Annotated in this window: 12 protein-coding genes; 4 read left to right on the top strand and 8 right to left on the bottom strand. The window is 66.7% G+C overall.

Features of this window, described 5'->3' with window-relative positions:
- Positions 1-1,046 precede the first annotated feature (1,046 nt).
- Positions 1,047-2,840, top strand: coding sequence for a M4 family metallopeptidase (locus ASD86_RS13005; protein WP_235567747.1), 1,794 nt, complete (start codon positions 1,047-1,049; stop codon positions 2,838-2,840).
- A 91-nt stretch (positions 2,841-2,931) separates the two neighbouring features.
- Here ASD86_RS13005 and ASD86_RS13000 read toward each other — a convergent pair whose 3' ends face one another.
- On the bottom strand, positions 2,932-4,230 hold the full coding sequence (locus ASD86_RS13000; protein ID WP_082578322.1) for a DUF418 domain-containing protein: 1,299 nt from the start codon (positions 4,228-4,230) through the stop codon (positions 2,932-2,934).
- Positions 4,231-4,498: 268 nt separating this feature from the next.
- A complete protein-coding gene (locus ASD86_RS12995) occupies positions 4,499-4,978 on the bottom strand; it encodes a peptidylprolyl isomerase (RefSeq protein WP_036114005.1) in 480 nt (159 codons plus the stop codon).
- A 209-nt stretch (positions 4,979-5,187) separates the two neighbouring features.
- Between ASD86_RS12995 and ASD86_RS12990 the strand changes: the two genes are divergently transcribed.
- A complete protein-coding gene (locus tag ASD86_RS12990; RefSeq protein ID WP_056112676.1) occupies positions 5,188-5,691 on the top strand; it encodes a C40 family peptidase in 504 nt (167 codons plus the stop codon).
- Between the two features lie 150 nt (positions 5,692-5,841).
- Positions 5,842-6,585 carry a C40 family peptidase gene (locus tag ASD86_RS12985; protein WP_082578320.1) on the top strand — a complete coding sequence of 248 codons (744 nt, stop codon included), beginning with the start codon at positions 5,842-5,844 and terminating at the stop codon, positions 6,583-6,585.
- A 952-nt stretch (positions 6,586-7,537) separates the two neighbouring features.
- Here ASD86_RS12985 and ASD86_RS12980 read toward each other — a convergent pair.
- The 4 genes from ASD86_RS12980 to ASD86_RS12965 all read right to left on the bottom strand — a co-directional run bounded on the left by ASD86_RS12980 (position 7,538) and on the right by ASD86_RS12965 (position 11,648).
- On the bottom strand, positions 7,538-8,047 hold the full coding sequence (locus ASD86_RS12980) for an acyl-CoA thioesterase (RefSeq protein WP_056111058.1): 510 nt from the start codon (positions 8,045-8,047) through the stop codon (positions 7,538-7,540).
- On the bottom strand, positions 8,044-8,655 hold the full coding sequence (locus ASD86_RS12975) for an NAD(P)H-dependent oxidoreductase (RefSeq protein ID WP_056111056.1): 612 nt from the start codon (positions 8,653-8,655) through the stop codon (positions 8,044-8,046). The genes ASD86_RS12980 and ASD86_RS12975 overlap by 4 nt, the downstream gene beginning before the upstream one ends.
- Positions 8,656-8,809: 154 nt before the next feature.
- The gene (locus tag ASD86_RS12970; RefSeq protein ID WP_235567746.1) at positions 8,810-10,234 is read right to left on the bottom strand and encodes a pitrilysin family protein; all 1,425 of its coding nucleotides are present in this window, start codon (positions 10,232-10,234) and stop codon (positions 8,810-8,812) included.
- Positions 10,235-10,247: 13 nt separating this feature from the next.
- Positions 10,248-11,648 carry a pitrilysin family protein gene (locus tag ASD86_RS12965; protein ID WP_056111052.1) on the bottom strand — a complete coding sequence of 467 codons (1,401 nt, stop codon included), beginning with the start codon at positions 11,646-11,648 and terminating at the stop codon, positions 10,248-10,250.
- Between the two features lie 247 nt (positions 11,649-11,895).
- Between ASD86_RS12965 and ASD86_RS12960 the strand changes: the two genes are divergently transcribed.
- Positions 11,896-12,384 (top strand): 8-oxo-dGTP diphosphatase, encoded by a 489-nt coding sequence (locus ASD86_RS12960; RefSeq protein WP_056112673.1) that lies wholly within the window; start codon positions 11,896-11,898, stop codon positions 12,382-12,384.
- Between the two features lie 75 nt (positions 12,385-12,459).
- On the opposite strand, the gene ASD86_RS12955 is transcribed toward ASD86_RS12960, so the two are convergent.
- Positions 12,460-13,212, bottom strand: a complete 753-nt coding sequence (locus ASD86_RS12955; RefSeq protein ID WP_157476581.1) for a hypothetical protein — start codon at positions 13,210-13,212, stop codon at positions 12,460-12,462.
- 157 nt (positions 13,213-13,369) lie between these two features.
- Positions 13,370-13,921, bottom strand: coding sequence for a hypothetical protein (locus tag ASD86_RS12950; protein WP_157476579.1), 552 nt, complete (start codon positions 13,919-13,921; stop codon positions 13,370-13,372).
- Positions 13,922-14,259: the final 338 nt, after the last annotated feature.

Here is a 14,259-nt window from a genome sequence, read left to right as displayed (position 1 = left end):
CTGAGACGGAGCGCGGCGGCGAAGCTCCCGCCCGGTGCCGCAACGCAATCCCACCGGATCGACGGCGAGCGAAACCGGTCCGCCGGCCCGTATCGCGAACCGGCGGCCAGGCAACGATCGCGCGAGGCTCACAGGCGCCAGCCCAGCAATCCGACGCCGCAATCGGCAAAGCCATCAGGGCATCGGCGTCTCGCGCGCGAACGATGGCGGTTCCTGCGCCGCGGTCTATGGGTCCTAAGACTGTCTCGAATCCGATGTTTTGTGACTTTGTCCGAATTTTCTATTTCGGAAAAATTGACCTCTCCCACCGCCACGGTGGCGCAGGTCTCTAACGTTGATCCCGGCGCGCCGACGCCACCGAGAAAACCGAGCCGGTCACACCGACATCTCAACGCCGCGTCCCAGGCCGACCGCGAGAGTGTCGTCTGCAATGGTCCCGGGGGAATCGCCTCGATGCAGTAGAAGACCGCATTACTCAGCACCGCCGCGATCGCCGGACTCGCCGGTTTGGCGGTGTATCGCACGCATTCGAACTCCACCCTCGCCCCGCGACCATGCAAGGTCGCTCGCTCACCGTGCTGGCCGCCTCGGCTCACACCCGCGCCGCCGCGCGGAACACCACCGCACTGCATGCCTTGCACGCACAGCGGTGTCCACTTATCACAACCGCGCCAGGCCACCCTACGCAATCGGATTCTCGTCACAACACCGACAGACACCTCCATCTCACCGTGTCAGCACCGCTTGTGTTGATGCTCTATCGCGACGCCGCGCGGTGCCGGAAAGCAGCGAATTGCGCGGGCGAAACGGCAATATCCGGTTCTGTGATAAGCCCCGCATTAACGTCCCGCTATCGCCTTCGTATGAACGACTTCCGGCCTGGACGACGACCTAAGGTTGTGTCGACGCATCGCGCGCGCTCCACCATGAAGAGCGCATGACGATTCGTCCGCTGCGTGCGCAACGAGCGCGATCCATCGCGCCTGCATCTGCCTCGCGGCGTCCGTCATCACTCATTGCTCGCTCTTTCTTGAAGGGGATCACATATGCAGTTGAAGACCGCTCTGTTGAGCACCGCCGTCGCCGCCGCTCTGGCCGGCGTGGCGTTCCACTCCGCTCGCTCCGACGTTCCGGCCGGCCATCTCGCGACCGCCGCGTCCGTCGCCGGCAGCGCATCCGTCGTCGCGCAAAACGCACACGTCAACACAAGCACGAAGCATGTCAGTTCGCATATGGCGGCGCTCGGCGACACCGGCGCGCGCGCAGGCAGCGAATTGGCGTTCTCCAGCACCTCGCCGGCACAGGCCGATACCACTTCGGCGGCCGAACGCGCCCGCCAATTGCTGCGTAACACCGCGGCCAAGGACGTCAACCTGGCCGCGGCCGACGGCTTCGTCGCGCGCGACGTGATGATCGACCGCGACGGTACCGAACACGTGCGCATGGAACGCACCTATGAAGGCCTGCCGGTGATCGGCGGCGACATGGTCGTGCATTCGCACAACGGTCAGCTCACCTCGATCACCCAGGGCGAGAACATGCGCACCACCATGCGCCCGTCGCTCAAGCCCGGCATCAGCGCCGAGCAGGCGCAGGTCGAAGCCGGCGCCAAGTTCGACGGCACCGTCGCTTCGCTCGATCCGGCCAAGCTCGTGGTGTACGCACGCGGCGGCGCCGAACCGACCCTGGCCTATCAGGTCGGTGTGCAGGGCGCGCGCAACGGCGATCAGGCGCCGGGGGTGATGTCGTACTTCCTCGACGCGCGCACCGGCGCGCTGCTGGAAGCCGAAGACCACTTCCAGACCGCGGCCGCCAACGGCACCGGAAAGACCCTGACCCTGGGCAACGTCGGCATCGTCTCCAACTCGGTCAGCGGCGGTTTCCAGCTCACCGACCCCAGCCGCGGCAGCGGCCAGACCCTGGATGCGCGCAACGGCACCAGCACCTCCGGCGCCGTGGCGTTCAACGACACCGACAACATCTGGGGCAACAACACCATCAGCGACCGCGCCACCGCCGCGGCCGACGCGCACTACGGCGTCGCCGCGACCTGGGATTATTTCAAGACCGTGCATGCCCGCAACGGCATCTTCAACGACGGCCGGGGCGTCAAGAGCTACGTCCACTACGGCAGCAACTACTTCAATGCCGGCTGGAACGGCAGCTACATGGTCTACGGCGACGGCGACTCCAGCAACGGCAACACGCCGCTGGTCGCGCTGGACGTGGCGGGCCATGAGATGTCGCACGGCGTCAACAGCGCCACCGCGAACCTGGGTTACTACAACATCAAGGATTCCGGCGGCATCAACGAAGCCAACTCCGACATCCTCGGCACCCTGGTCGAATACAGCGTCGGCAACGCCATCGACAAGGGCGATTATCTGATCGGCGAGGAGGTCTATCCGGCGTCGCAGGGCGCGACCAAGGCGCTGCGCCTGATGTTCAAGCAGGACGCCGACGGCCGTTCGATCTCGTGCTACCCCACCGGCGGCTTCACCGCCTCGCAGACCGGCCGCGGCGGCAAGTACGACCCGCACTTCACCTCCGGCGTCGGCAACCGCGCGTTCTTCCTGTTCGCCGAAGGCGTCACCCCGCAGACCGGCTTCAACTACACCAAGGCGCAACTGGTCTGCAACAGCGACACCACCATCGTCGGCATCGGCCGGGCCAAGGCCGGCGCGATCTGGTATCGCGCGCTGACCCGTTACTTCGTTTCCAGCACCACCTATCCGCAGGCGCGTGCCGGCACCTTGCAGGCCGCGACCGACCTGTACGGCGCCAACTCGACCGAGTACCAGACCGTGGCTCGCGCCTGGTCGGCGGCCGGCGTCAACTGATCCATCGTCACGCGATACGAAAACGGCCCGCATTGCGGGCCGTTTTTTTGCTCCATCCGCGCGCGCCGCATCGGCGCCGCATCGGCGCACATCAAGCTTGATCGCGCACCCGCAACGGCGGCCAGCGGCCGTACGCGAACGCGCGCCACAGCCATTCCACCGGTCCGAAACGAAACCGCCGCAGCCACCACGCACTCGCCGCGAGCTGCGCCGCGAACAAGACCAGCGCCGCCACGATCAGCGTCGTATACGACCAGCGTCCCCATTGATTCAAACCGTGGTGATACAACACCCAGGTCGCGATCAACGACTGCCCCAAGTAATTGCTCAGCGCCATCCGCCCGGCCGGCGCGAATGCGCGCGGCCAGCGCGCGCCGTCGTGCAACAGCAGCACCACCGCCGCGATCAGCGCCAGCGCCACCGGCAGGCCGGCGAGCATGTGCAGGGCCTGGGCGAAGATCGACGACGCGCTGAACAACGCCAGCGACGGCGCGCTGTCGATCGCCACGCTGATCGCGGTCAGCACGATGCCGCTCGGCAGGCCGTGCACGATCAATGCGCGCAGGACCCAGCGATACCGCGCCGGATCGGCGATCACGCCGCCGCGCACCAGCGAGGCGCCGATCAGGAACAGGCCCAGCGACAGCGGCAGCATCATGCTCCAGCCGGCGATCGTGCTCTCGAAAAAGAACTGCAGCCGCTGCGCGGTGACCGCGGCGTAATCGCCATGCGCGTACGCGGCCACCTCGGCCGCGCGCAGCGCCTGCGCCTGGGCCAGATCGGCCGCATCGCCCTCGGCCACGCCCGGCAGGGTCAGCGCCGCGGCGATGATCAGCATGTAGCCGATCGTGCCCAGGTACAGAGTCAGGCCCAACTTCAGCCAGAAATCCAGCGACAACGAACGCAGCGCCAGCAACGCGAACGCGCTCAAGGCATAGGTGACCAGAATGTCGCCGCCCCAGATCAGCCAGGCGTGAATCAGGCCGAGCGCCAACAGGCCGAAACTGCGACGCAGATAGACCGCGCCGAAACCGCGTCCGGCGCTGCGCGCGCGTTCGAGCATGACCGCGAAGCCCATGCCGAACAGCAGCGCGAACAAGGTCCAGAACTTGTCGCGCACCACCACATACACGAACGCCGACAGCACGCGATCCGAACCGCGCAAGGCCGGATCGATGCCTTCGCGCAATTCGTTCAACGGCCCGGCGAAGCCCGACACATTGCTCAGCAGAATGCCGAGCAGCGCGATCCCGCGCAGCGCGTCGAGCGCTTGCAGGCGGTCGCGTTCGGGGATGGGCGCGAGTTCGGTCGGGACGGGACGCATCGGTTCGCGCGGCTTCTCGGGTAAACGGGGATCGGCATCGGTCTGCGCGGTGACCGCCAAACCCATGCGCTGTGAAACGACAGCTTCTCTATAACGGGCAGCTATTGGGGGGCGGAACTTCAGTCCCGGCGCCTTGTTTTCGGATCGTGCCAGCGATCAGGAAATCCGGGCCTGGCGTGCGCGGATCGAAGAGATCGAGGCTGAAGCCCGTCTCCAGAAGATACCGCGCGGCGGTCGCGCTCCGTCCGACGCGCCATCGCGACCGCGAAAAAACGAACGGCCCGCTCGCGCGGGCCGTCCGGTCTGGGCGTGGTCAGCGACCGCCGCGCATGGATCAGTGGGCGTGACCGCCGTCGCCGTGGACGTGGCCGTGCTCGATCTCTTCCTTGGCCGCTTCGCGCACTTCGACGATCTCGACCGCGAAATGCAGGTCCTTGCCGGCCATCGGGTGGTTGAGGTCGACGTCGACCACGCTCATGCCGATCTTCTGGATGGTCACCGCGCGCGGGCCGAAATTGGTCTGCAGCACCGCTTGCATGCCGACTTCCAGCTTGGTGTCCTTGAAATACTTCTTCGGCACGCGCTGGGTCAGGCCGTCCTGGCGCACGCCGTAGGCGTCGGCCGCGACCACGTCGACTTCGAACTTGTCGCCGGCCTCGTGGCCTTCCATCGCCTTTTCCAGGCCCGGGATGATGTTGTTGTGGCCGATCAGGATCGCCAGCGGATCGCGGCCTTCCGAGCTCTCGAGCGGTTCGCTGCCCTGCTCGGAAACGGTGTAGTGGAATTGAACGACGCGATCTTTCTCGATTTTCATGGCAAATCCGGCTGGGAAGACCGCCCCGTGGCGATCAGGAAAGGAACGGCGGTGCCGCAATGAGCGGGCCGCCACAAAAGGTGACATCGATTGTCTTGTCGCCGCTGCCGTTAGCCGCCAAGCTATCGGCCGTGACGAAGGCCGCGCATTATCCCGGCAACACCGCTCCCGCGCCAGCACGCGGGCCACTGCCGTGGCCGGCGCTGGCCATGGGGCTGAGCCTGTGCCTGCTGCTCGCGGCCTGCGGCGGCGGCAAGCAGGTCGTCCGTCGCGGCCCGGTCCCGCAGCCGCCCGCGCGGGTCTGGCCGCACGTCGAGCCGGAAAACCCTGGCGCCTCCAACGCGGTGCTGATGCGGGCGATCAGCTTGGTCGGCACGCCGTACCGCTACGGCGGCAACACCCCTGACAGCGGCTTCGACTGCAGCGGCCTGGTCAACTACGTCTACCGCGACATGCTGGCGCTCAACCTGCCGCGCACCTCGCGCGACCTGGCCGGCTACCAGGGCCCGAAGATCGAGCCGACCCGGCTGGCCTCGGGCGATCTGGTGTTCTTCGGCAGCTCGGGCAACGTCAGCCATGTCGGCATCTATGTCGGCGAAGGCCGCTTCGTCCACGCCCCCAGCAGCGGCGGCACGGTTCGCCTGGACCGGCTCGACGGCCCCTACTGGCGCGACCACTACAGCGGCGCCAAACGGGTTCTCAGGAAGAACTGAGATCACTTCCTGAATGCGGGAAGCCTCTCATACTCGTCAGAAATGTGAGAAAAATCACATACCTGTTAACGAGCCTCTAACGAAATTTGAACCAACCTCTCGCGCTTCACGGGCATGATCCCCTACCGGTGACGACTTCGTGATGACTAAGTGACGACCCAAACCAATCGCCACAACCGCAAGGCTGCCACCCCCCAAGCACCGCGCGCTACCGCCCAAGGCCTCTCGGCCCGGGCTACTCAACGACTTCTGCTGACCGCCTCGCTGGCGGTTTGCGCTCTGCCCGCCTTCGCCCAGCAGTCTTCCGCGCTGGCCGCGACCGCCGGCGCCCTCCCGTCCGCGACCTCGCTGCGCAACGATTCGGCCGACGCGCCGCAACCGTCGGCCAGCAACATGCTGCCGGAAGCGATGACCCTGTCCGATCGCGCCCTGCTGCTGGCGACCGACCTGAACCGCCTGCTGGGCCAGGGCCAGGACGTGGCCCTGAGCAAGACCGACATGCCGGTGGCCGAACAAGGCCGCATCAAGGGCATGCTGCAGCGCGCGCTGGCCCTGCTGGGCACGCCGTACCGCTGGGGCGGCACCTCGCCGGACCAGGGCTTCGATTGCAGCGGCCTGGTCGGCTACGTGTTCCGCAACGCCCTGGGCATCGAACTGCCGCGCGTCTCGCGCGAGATGGCCAAGACCGGCGAAGTGATCGCCCGCGATTCGATGACCGAAGGCGACCTGGTGTTCTTCGGCCGTCGCGGCCGGGTCGACCACGTCGGCATCTACCTCGGCGAAGGCCGCTTCGTGCATGCCCCGCGCACCGGCAAGGACGTGACCGTGTCCAGCCTGGACAGCGGCTACTGGAGCGGCAAGTTCATGGAAGCGCGCCGGGTCGACGGGATCTAAGGTCGCGGTTCAAGATTCAAGCGCAACAGGCCGCCTTCGGGCGGCCTGTTGCGTTGTGGGGATGGGTTTTGCGGTTTGGCTTGCCGCGCGTCGAGGGTGGCGTGTCTGGAAGGAGACTGCGGTTGCCGAGACGCAGCTCGCTCCTTATGGATTACGAAGCCGGCCGTTTTTCGCACGAAACCGCGGCTGAAATCGGCGCCCACTTTGGAAAAGGGGGCGAGCGCCCGGCTTGGTTCGATCCTGGGTGGCGGTCGGTGCGCGGGGGATTCGCTTTGAGGCGGTCGCCAATGTGTTTAAGCGAGAGCAAAAGCGAATCCCCCCTGCCCCCCTTTTCCAAAGGGGGGAAATGCAAAAGCAAAGGCGAGAGCACACGCATGCCTGCGCCTGCTTTTGCTCGTGCGTCTGCTCGTACACCCGCGCGAGCACCTCTGCTCGTGCGCCTGCTCGTGCTCATGCGGGTGCTCGTGCGGGTGCGGGTGCCGGGGACGGGGTGCGGGGCGGGTGCGGTTACTGATGCCGGTACTGGTGCTGATGAGCTGCTGCGAACAAGCAGATCGTGTTTGCCGAAAAGCAGGTCGCTCCGGATGGATAACGAAGCCAACCGTTTTTCGCATGAAGCCGCGGCTGAAATCAGCGCCCACTTTGGAAAAGGGGGCGAGCGCCCGGCGTGGCTCGATCCTGGGTGGCGGTCGGTGCGCGGGGGATTCGCTTTCAGGCGGCCGGAGGTGGAGTGAAGCAAGAGCAAGTGCAAGAACAAGATCAAAAGCGAATCCCCCCTGCCCCCCTTTTCCAAAGGGGGGAAATGCAAAAGCTGGGGCGGGAGTAAACGTAGGGTGCGCGGGTGGTGCTACCTGCTACCTGCTACCTGCTACCTGCCACCTGCTACCTGCGTCTGAGTAACGCGCGCCGGAAATGACCTGCGCCTGAGCCAAGCAAACCTCAATCCGCGGACTCACTTCCCCGCATCGCCCTCATGCACATACCGCTCCACCGTCGCCTCGATGCCCTTGCTCAGTTCCATCACCTTGAGCGCGTATTCGGCCAGGCGCTTGTCGTCCTCGGTTTCCGGCGTCCATGAAGGCACCGCGGTCGGTTTGCCTTCGACCTGGTCCATCGCCACGAACACGATCACGCAGTGCGTGCACAGCCGCTCGTCCGGCTCGCCGTCGTCCAGGCCCGGGTCGCGCGCTTTCACGTCGACCGCGAAATGCATGCTGCTGTTGCCGGTCAGGATCAGCTTGGTGTGCACGGTGACCAGATCGCTGATCCGGATCGGGGCGACGAAGCGGATGCCGCCGACCGCGACGGTCACGCTGTACTTGCCGCTCCAGCCGACCGCGGCGGCGTAACCGGCCTGATCGATCCATTTCATCACCATGCCGCCGTGCACCTTGCCGCCGTAGTTGACGTCGGTGGGCTGGGCGAGGAAGCGCAGGTTCAATTCGCGTTGCTGGCCTTTCATGCGCTGGCTCCGATCGGCGTGTAAACCTTGAGATGCCGCACCACCGCCGCGCCGACCCGATGCACCGCTTCGCGCGCGCGTTCGTCGTCGAGTTGGCCGTAGTCGTGCAGCTTTTCGGCGGCCTGGCCGACCGCGACCTGCTGCGGCACCACGATCAGGCCGAGCTTGGCCAGCGCGTCGCGCAGCACCAGCAGCGAACGCAGTCCGCCGAGCGGCCCGGGCGAGGCCGAAACGATGCCGGCGACCTTGTCGGCGAACAGCGTGGTGCCGGACCGGCCGCCGGGCATCGGCCGCGAGATCCAGTCGAGGGTGTTCTTGACCAGCGCCGGCATCGAGCCGTTGTATTCGGGCGTGCTGATCAACAGGCCGTCGTGTTCGCCGAGCAGGGCCTGCAGGCGTAGCGCGTTCTCGGGCAGGCCTTCGGCCTCGATGTCGCCGTCGTAGATCGGCAGCGGGTAATCGCGCAGTTCGACCAGGGTCACCTGCGCGCCGGCGGCGCGCGCGCCCTCGGCCAGCACCGGGATCAGGCGGCGGTTGTAGGACCCCGCGCGCAGGCTGCCGGCGAAGGCGAGCAGGCGCGGGGACGGGTCGATCGGGCTGGCGGACATGCGGTGCTCCGTGGCGAATCGCCCGATTATGCGCGAGCCGCCCGGCAGCCGGGTGAGCGCATGCCCCAAAGCAAACGCCCCGGCCGAAGCCGGGGCGTTGTCGTTTTCAGGCAATGCGGCGGCCTGCGCGGCCGCGCGCAAGTTCAAACGGCGCTCACTTCTCCAGCTTGAACTCGCCGTACTCCTTGAGCTGGCTCTGCACGGCCTTGTAGTCGCCGACCACGATGATCGACTGGTCCTTGGTCGCGTAGTACTTCTTCGCCGCCGCCTGGACCTGCTCGGCGCCGACCGCGCGCACCTTCGGCACGTACTCGCCGAGGAACTGCGGCGGCAGGCCGTACAGCCAGTTGCTCGCCAGCGACGCCGCCACCGATGCCTGCATCTGGTTGCCGATCAGATAACCGCCGGCCACATAGCGCTTGGTGTCTTCCAGTTCCTGCGCCGGTACCGGGTAGTCGTTGAGCTTGCCGAATTCGTAAATGAATTCGCCGATCGCCGCGCCGGTGACTTCGTTGCGCACATCCGCCGAGGCCTGGACGATGCCGCCGGCGCGCAAGGCGTTGAGTCCGCCGCGCGCGCCGTAGGTGTAGCCCTTGTCCTCGCGCAGGTTCTGCATCAGCCGGCTGCTGAAACCGCCGCCGAGCACGATGCCGGCGAGTTGCGCCGGAATGTAGTCGGCATCGGTGGCGGCGATCGCCGGACGGCCAAATCGCACCGCCGACTGCACGCTGCCGTCGCGCTGCACGAACAGGCGTTGCGGTTTGGCCTCGCGCCGCGCCGGCGCGGTGTCGGCGATCGGCTCGCCGCTGCCCTTCCAGCCACCGAACGCGGCTTCGGCGTACTTGAAGCCCTCGTCGGCGCTGATCCGGCCGGTGACGATCAACAACGCGCGTTCGGGACGGAACCGGCGCGCGTGTTCGGCGCGAACCTTGTCGGCGCTGACCGCATTGATCGCGGCCTCGGTCGGCTGGGTGTGGCCGTAAGGATGATCGCCGTAGGTCGCCGCGAGCAAGGCGCGGGTGGCCTTGAAGCCCGGCTGCGCCTGCGAGACCTTCAATTCCTGCAGTGCGTTCGCCTGCGCGAGCTTGACCTCGGCGTCGGGGAAGTTCGCCTGCTGGGCGACTTCGGCCAGCAGCCGCAGCATCGCCTCGGACTGGGTCGGCAGCGCGTAACCGCTGAGGATCACGCCGTCGTTGAGCGCATTGGCGGCGAGCGTGCCGCCGTAGCCCTGCGCGGCCTCGGCGATCGCCTTGGCGTCGCGCTTGGGCGTGCCCTGGGTCAGCAATTGCGCATACAGCGAGGCGAAACCCGAGGCGTCGGCCGCATCGGCGGCGTAGCCGGCATTGCGCACCGCCAGCACGTAGTCGACCCGCGGCAGACCCTTGCGCGGCACGACCCAAACTTCCAGACCATTGGCGAGCGTCTTCTGCGCGATCTGCGGCACCGGCAACGCCTTGTCGGCGGCCAACGGCGGCAGTTGCGAAGGCAGTTTGGCGGCCGGGCCGGCGAGCGCGGCACCGCTGATCGCGATGATGGCCAGCGAGGTCGCCACGGCGAGCAGATTCTTATGCATGTTCATGTCGTCTCCTCGCTCAGTTCTGGCCGGACGGCGCGGCGGCGGCGGGCGCGGCCATCGCGGTCGGGCGGCGGTCGATCACGGTGCGGTTGGCGCGGGTCAGATAGGTCTTGGCCGCGCGCTGCAGATCGGCGGAGGTCACCGCTTCGATCCAGCCGGGAATCTTGTTGACCACGTTGGCGTCGCCCCACAAGGTCTGCATGCGCGCGACGGTGTCGGCGCGGTCGATATAGCTTTCCAGGCCGTTGTACCAATCGGCCAGCATCTTGGTCTTGACCCGCTTGAGCGTGGCCGCATCCACCCCGCCCTGGGCGATCTTCGCCACTTCCTCGTCGATCGCCGCGAGCACCGCGTCGGCGCTGCTGTCGGGCTTGTACAGCGCGAACAGGGTGTACAGGGTCGGGCCGTTGTAGGTCCACGGATCGGTCAGGCCGTACAGCGCCTCGACGCTGAGCGCGAGCTGCTTGCGCTTGACCAGGCTCTGGTACAGACGCGAAGCCTCGTCGCCGGCCAGCACGCTGCCGAGCACCGCCATCGGCGCGTGATCGCGGCTGCCGCGCGCGGGCATCTTCCAGGCCGCGGCGATCGCCGGCACCTGCGCCAATGCGTCGGTCTGGTTGACGCGTTTTTCCTGGGTGTTGAGGCCTTCGCTGTAATCCGGCGGCGGCGGAGTGGAACGGCCGGGAATCGCGCCGAAGTACTTGTCGGCCAGTTTGAAAGCCTCGGCCGGCGTAATGTCGCCGGCGATGCCGAGCACGGCGTTGTTGGGGCCGTAGTAGTCGCGATGGAACGACTGCACGTCGGCCAGGCTGGCGTTTTCCAGATCCTGGAAACTGCCGTAGCCGTCGTGGTTGTTCTCCCACTTCTGGAACGCGTGCTGGCCGATGTCGATCCACATGAAGCCGCCGTAGGGCTGGTTCTTCACGTTGACGCGGATTTCCTCCTTGACCACGTCCTGCTGGTTTTTCAGCGTGGTCGGATTGAAGTCGAGCGTCTTCATGCGATCGGCTTCGAGCCACAGGATGCGGTCGAGCGCCGACACCGGCGCGACCTCGATGTAGTTGGTGAAGTCGGCGCGGGTCGAACCGTTGTTGCGGCCGCCGCCGCCGCTGATGACCTGGTCGAACACACCCTTGGGCGCGGTCGGCGTGCCCTGGAACATCAGGTGTTCGAACAGATGGGCGAAGCCGGTGCGGTTCTTGGGCTCCAGCCGCATGCCGACGTGATAGACCACGCTGACGCCGACGGTCGGCGAGCTGTGATCCTCGGACACGACCACGGTCAGTCCGTTGTCGAGTTTCTTGACCGCCACCGGCACCTGCCAGCGATCGCTCTCGGCCGCGGACGCAGGAGCGAACGCGGCGGTCGTGATCGTGGTCAGTCCGGCCAGCAGTACGCTCAGATGACGCGTGCGCATGGGTGGCTCCCTGTCTTTGTCGAGATGTTGTGTCGAGATGAGTCGGATGATGCTTCTGGTGCGGGTATCGCGAATGGCGTCGAGCCCCTCGACGCGCCCCGGGCCCGCGCACCTTAACCTGCCCGGGCGGGCCGCGCATGCGGGTCGAAAGTCACGTAGGGGGATGGCGCGCACGGCCCGGCGCTGGCCGTCGCCGCGCGAATCGCCGACACTGTGCGCCCCGCGTCCTTGCCCCACCGACCCGCCGATGCCGTACACGCCTATCGTGGCCACCCTGGGCTACGTGCTTTCGCCCGATGGCCGCCAAGTGTTGATGGTGCATCGCAACGCCCGTCCCGACGATCATCAGCTCGGCAAGTACAACGGCCTGGGCGGCAAGCTCGAGGCCGACGAGGACGTGGTCGCCGGCATGCGCCGCGAGATCTTCGAGGAAGCCGGCATCGACTGCACCGCGCTGCAGCTGCGCGGCACCATCAGCTGGCCGGGGTTCGGCAAGCGCGGCGAGGACTGGCTCGGGTTCGTGTTCACCATCACCGCGTTCGAAGGCATGCCGTTCGCGAGCAATCCCGAGGGTTCGCTGGAGTGGGTCGATCTCGACCGCCTGCACGAACTGCCGATGTGGGAAGGCGACCGCGAGTTCCTGCCGCTGGTGTTCGACGCCGACCCGCGCGCGTTCCACGGCGTGATGCCGTACCGCGACGGGCGGATGGTGTCGTGGAAGTATTCGCGGGTTTGAGCGGCTGAGCTGGGGACTTGCTGGAGTCGGAACTCGCCTATCGACGCGGCGAGTCGGAACAACGGCAAGCCCGCTTTACCCTTTCGATAAAAGCCGTTCGACCTCGCCCCAGTCCAATTCCCAGATACGGCCATGGCAGGCCCAGTCCGGCAGCGAACCGCTCACGCGTTCGGCCGGCCCGTGCGGGAATATCGGGCCGCGAAATTCCAGGTTCAACAATATTCCCGATACCGGCGCCCAACGCAGGATCGCCTCGCGCGCCGGCCGTAGCGGGCTTTGCGCCGGATCGCCACCGCTCTGCGCCAGATCGAAGCTTTGCGAGTCGAACACCACCAGGCAGCGCGAGTCCTCAGTGCGCAGCAGATAAATGCGCCCGCCCTGTTCGGGCTCATGCACGGCGCGGCAATCGCGCAGCGCATGGCGCTCCTCGCGCACCACTCCGGCCCGGGCATCGATCTGAAAGGCGCCAAGCGTGCTGCGCTTGATCGCGCGCCATTGTCGCGCGAAGGTCCAGGCATTGACCGAGGCATGCACCATGCCCAGCAACAGGCAGGCCGCGAGCAGGTACGGCCAATAGGCCGCGACCCAGCCGGCCAGCGCGCTCCCGCTACGTAGGCTCAGCACCGAAATCGTCAGCACGACCAGAAAAAAACCGGTGACCGCGGCGCAGCTCTTCAGCCACTCCCTTCGCCAGTGGCGTATGTGGGCGGGCACCTGGTCGGGCGATTGGTCCGTCGACGCCATCAACTCGTCCGCCCTGGGCACTATCAGCTCGAGCCTGCCGCGCTCGTCCTGCGTCATCGCCACCATTGTCGTGCGCGCCACCATGCTCGTACCTCCGTGTGTCCAGCAGCATCCAGTGCTTTCAGCAAAAACCCGACACGGGTAAAGCGCCTGGGCGGCCGGCGCGCTCCGGCGCAGTCACGCGCGCAGACGCACCATCGCCGCTGCATCGTTGTTGCCGGCGACCGCCATGCCGGTGCATTCAACCACCGACACGCACCGTGCCCTTGCCTTCCTTCTGTTCGAACACGAAGCTGAAAGCCAGGCTCACCGCGACCGCTTCTTCCTTGCCGGTCACGCAGCCTTCCTCCTGCGGCTTGGCGCCCGGATAAACGCAGCGGAACGCCGGATCGAACCGCCACTGCAGCACCGCCGCCTGCGCGGCTTCGACGAACTGCGGCGCCGCGGCCGTCGACGCCGGACAACCCTGCTCCACCCCGACCGGACGGCTGCCGCTGACCCGCCCGTCCGCGCCGATCGCTACATTGAGGCAAACCGTCTGCGGCGCCAGTCGCTGCGCCAGCAATTCCCGCGGATAGGCCGGCGCGGCGTTGTCGCGTTCGGCCAACGGCATCTGGAAGGTTTCGTTGTCGCCCAGTTGCATGCGCTCGGGCGCGGTCAGTAGCTTGTCGATCGAGCGCACGCCGACCGCGCCGGTGTGCGGATCGTCCTGCGCCGCGCTGTGCGGCGGCGCGCTGGCGCAGGCGCTCAACATCACCACGCAGCCGCTGAGCATCCATGATTTAAATCGCATCGTTGTCTCCATGACCACGTGGGTATTCGTTGTGTCGTTGCGATGGTGTCGGTAGCGGAACACGCGCGCTTGGCGGATTACGCAGCTTCGGGCCGCGTGCTCGATTTTGTCTTAAGCGGCGCTGTGGATCTTGCCATGATCAGGCGACCGGGGCATCTCATGCGCTGGCGCCTGGGCAGGTGTCCCATGAAGAAGTTTGTTCGATCTCCAGCCGTGAGTTTACGACTGCGTCGAGTTGCGATGTCGGCGTTATGGCGTGGTCGCGGCTTGCTCCTACAGGGTGGCCATGTGGCTTTCGTCCGAGGTCAGGTTTCGCTTCCAGCGCTGCGAAGCCCCTT

Source organism: Lysobacter sp. Root690 (genome assembly GCF_001427785.1).
Taxonomy (GTDB): Bacteria; Pseudomonadota; Gammaproteobacteria; order Xanthomonadales; family Xanthomonadaceae; genus Lysobacter.
Note: the sequence above shows the minus strand (reverse complement) of the source record. Positions and strands in the feature narration are given on the sequence as shown.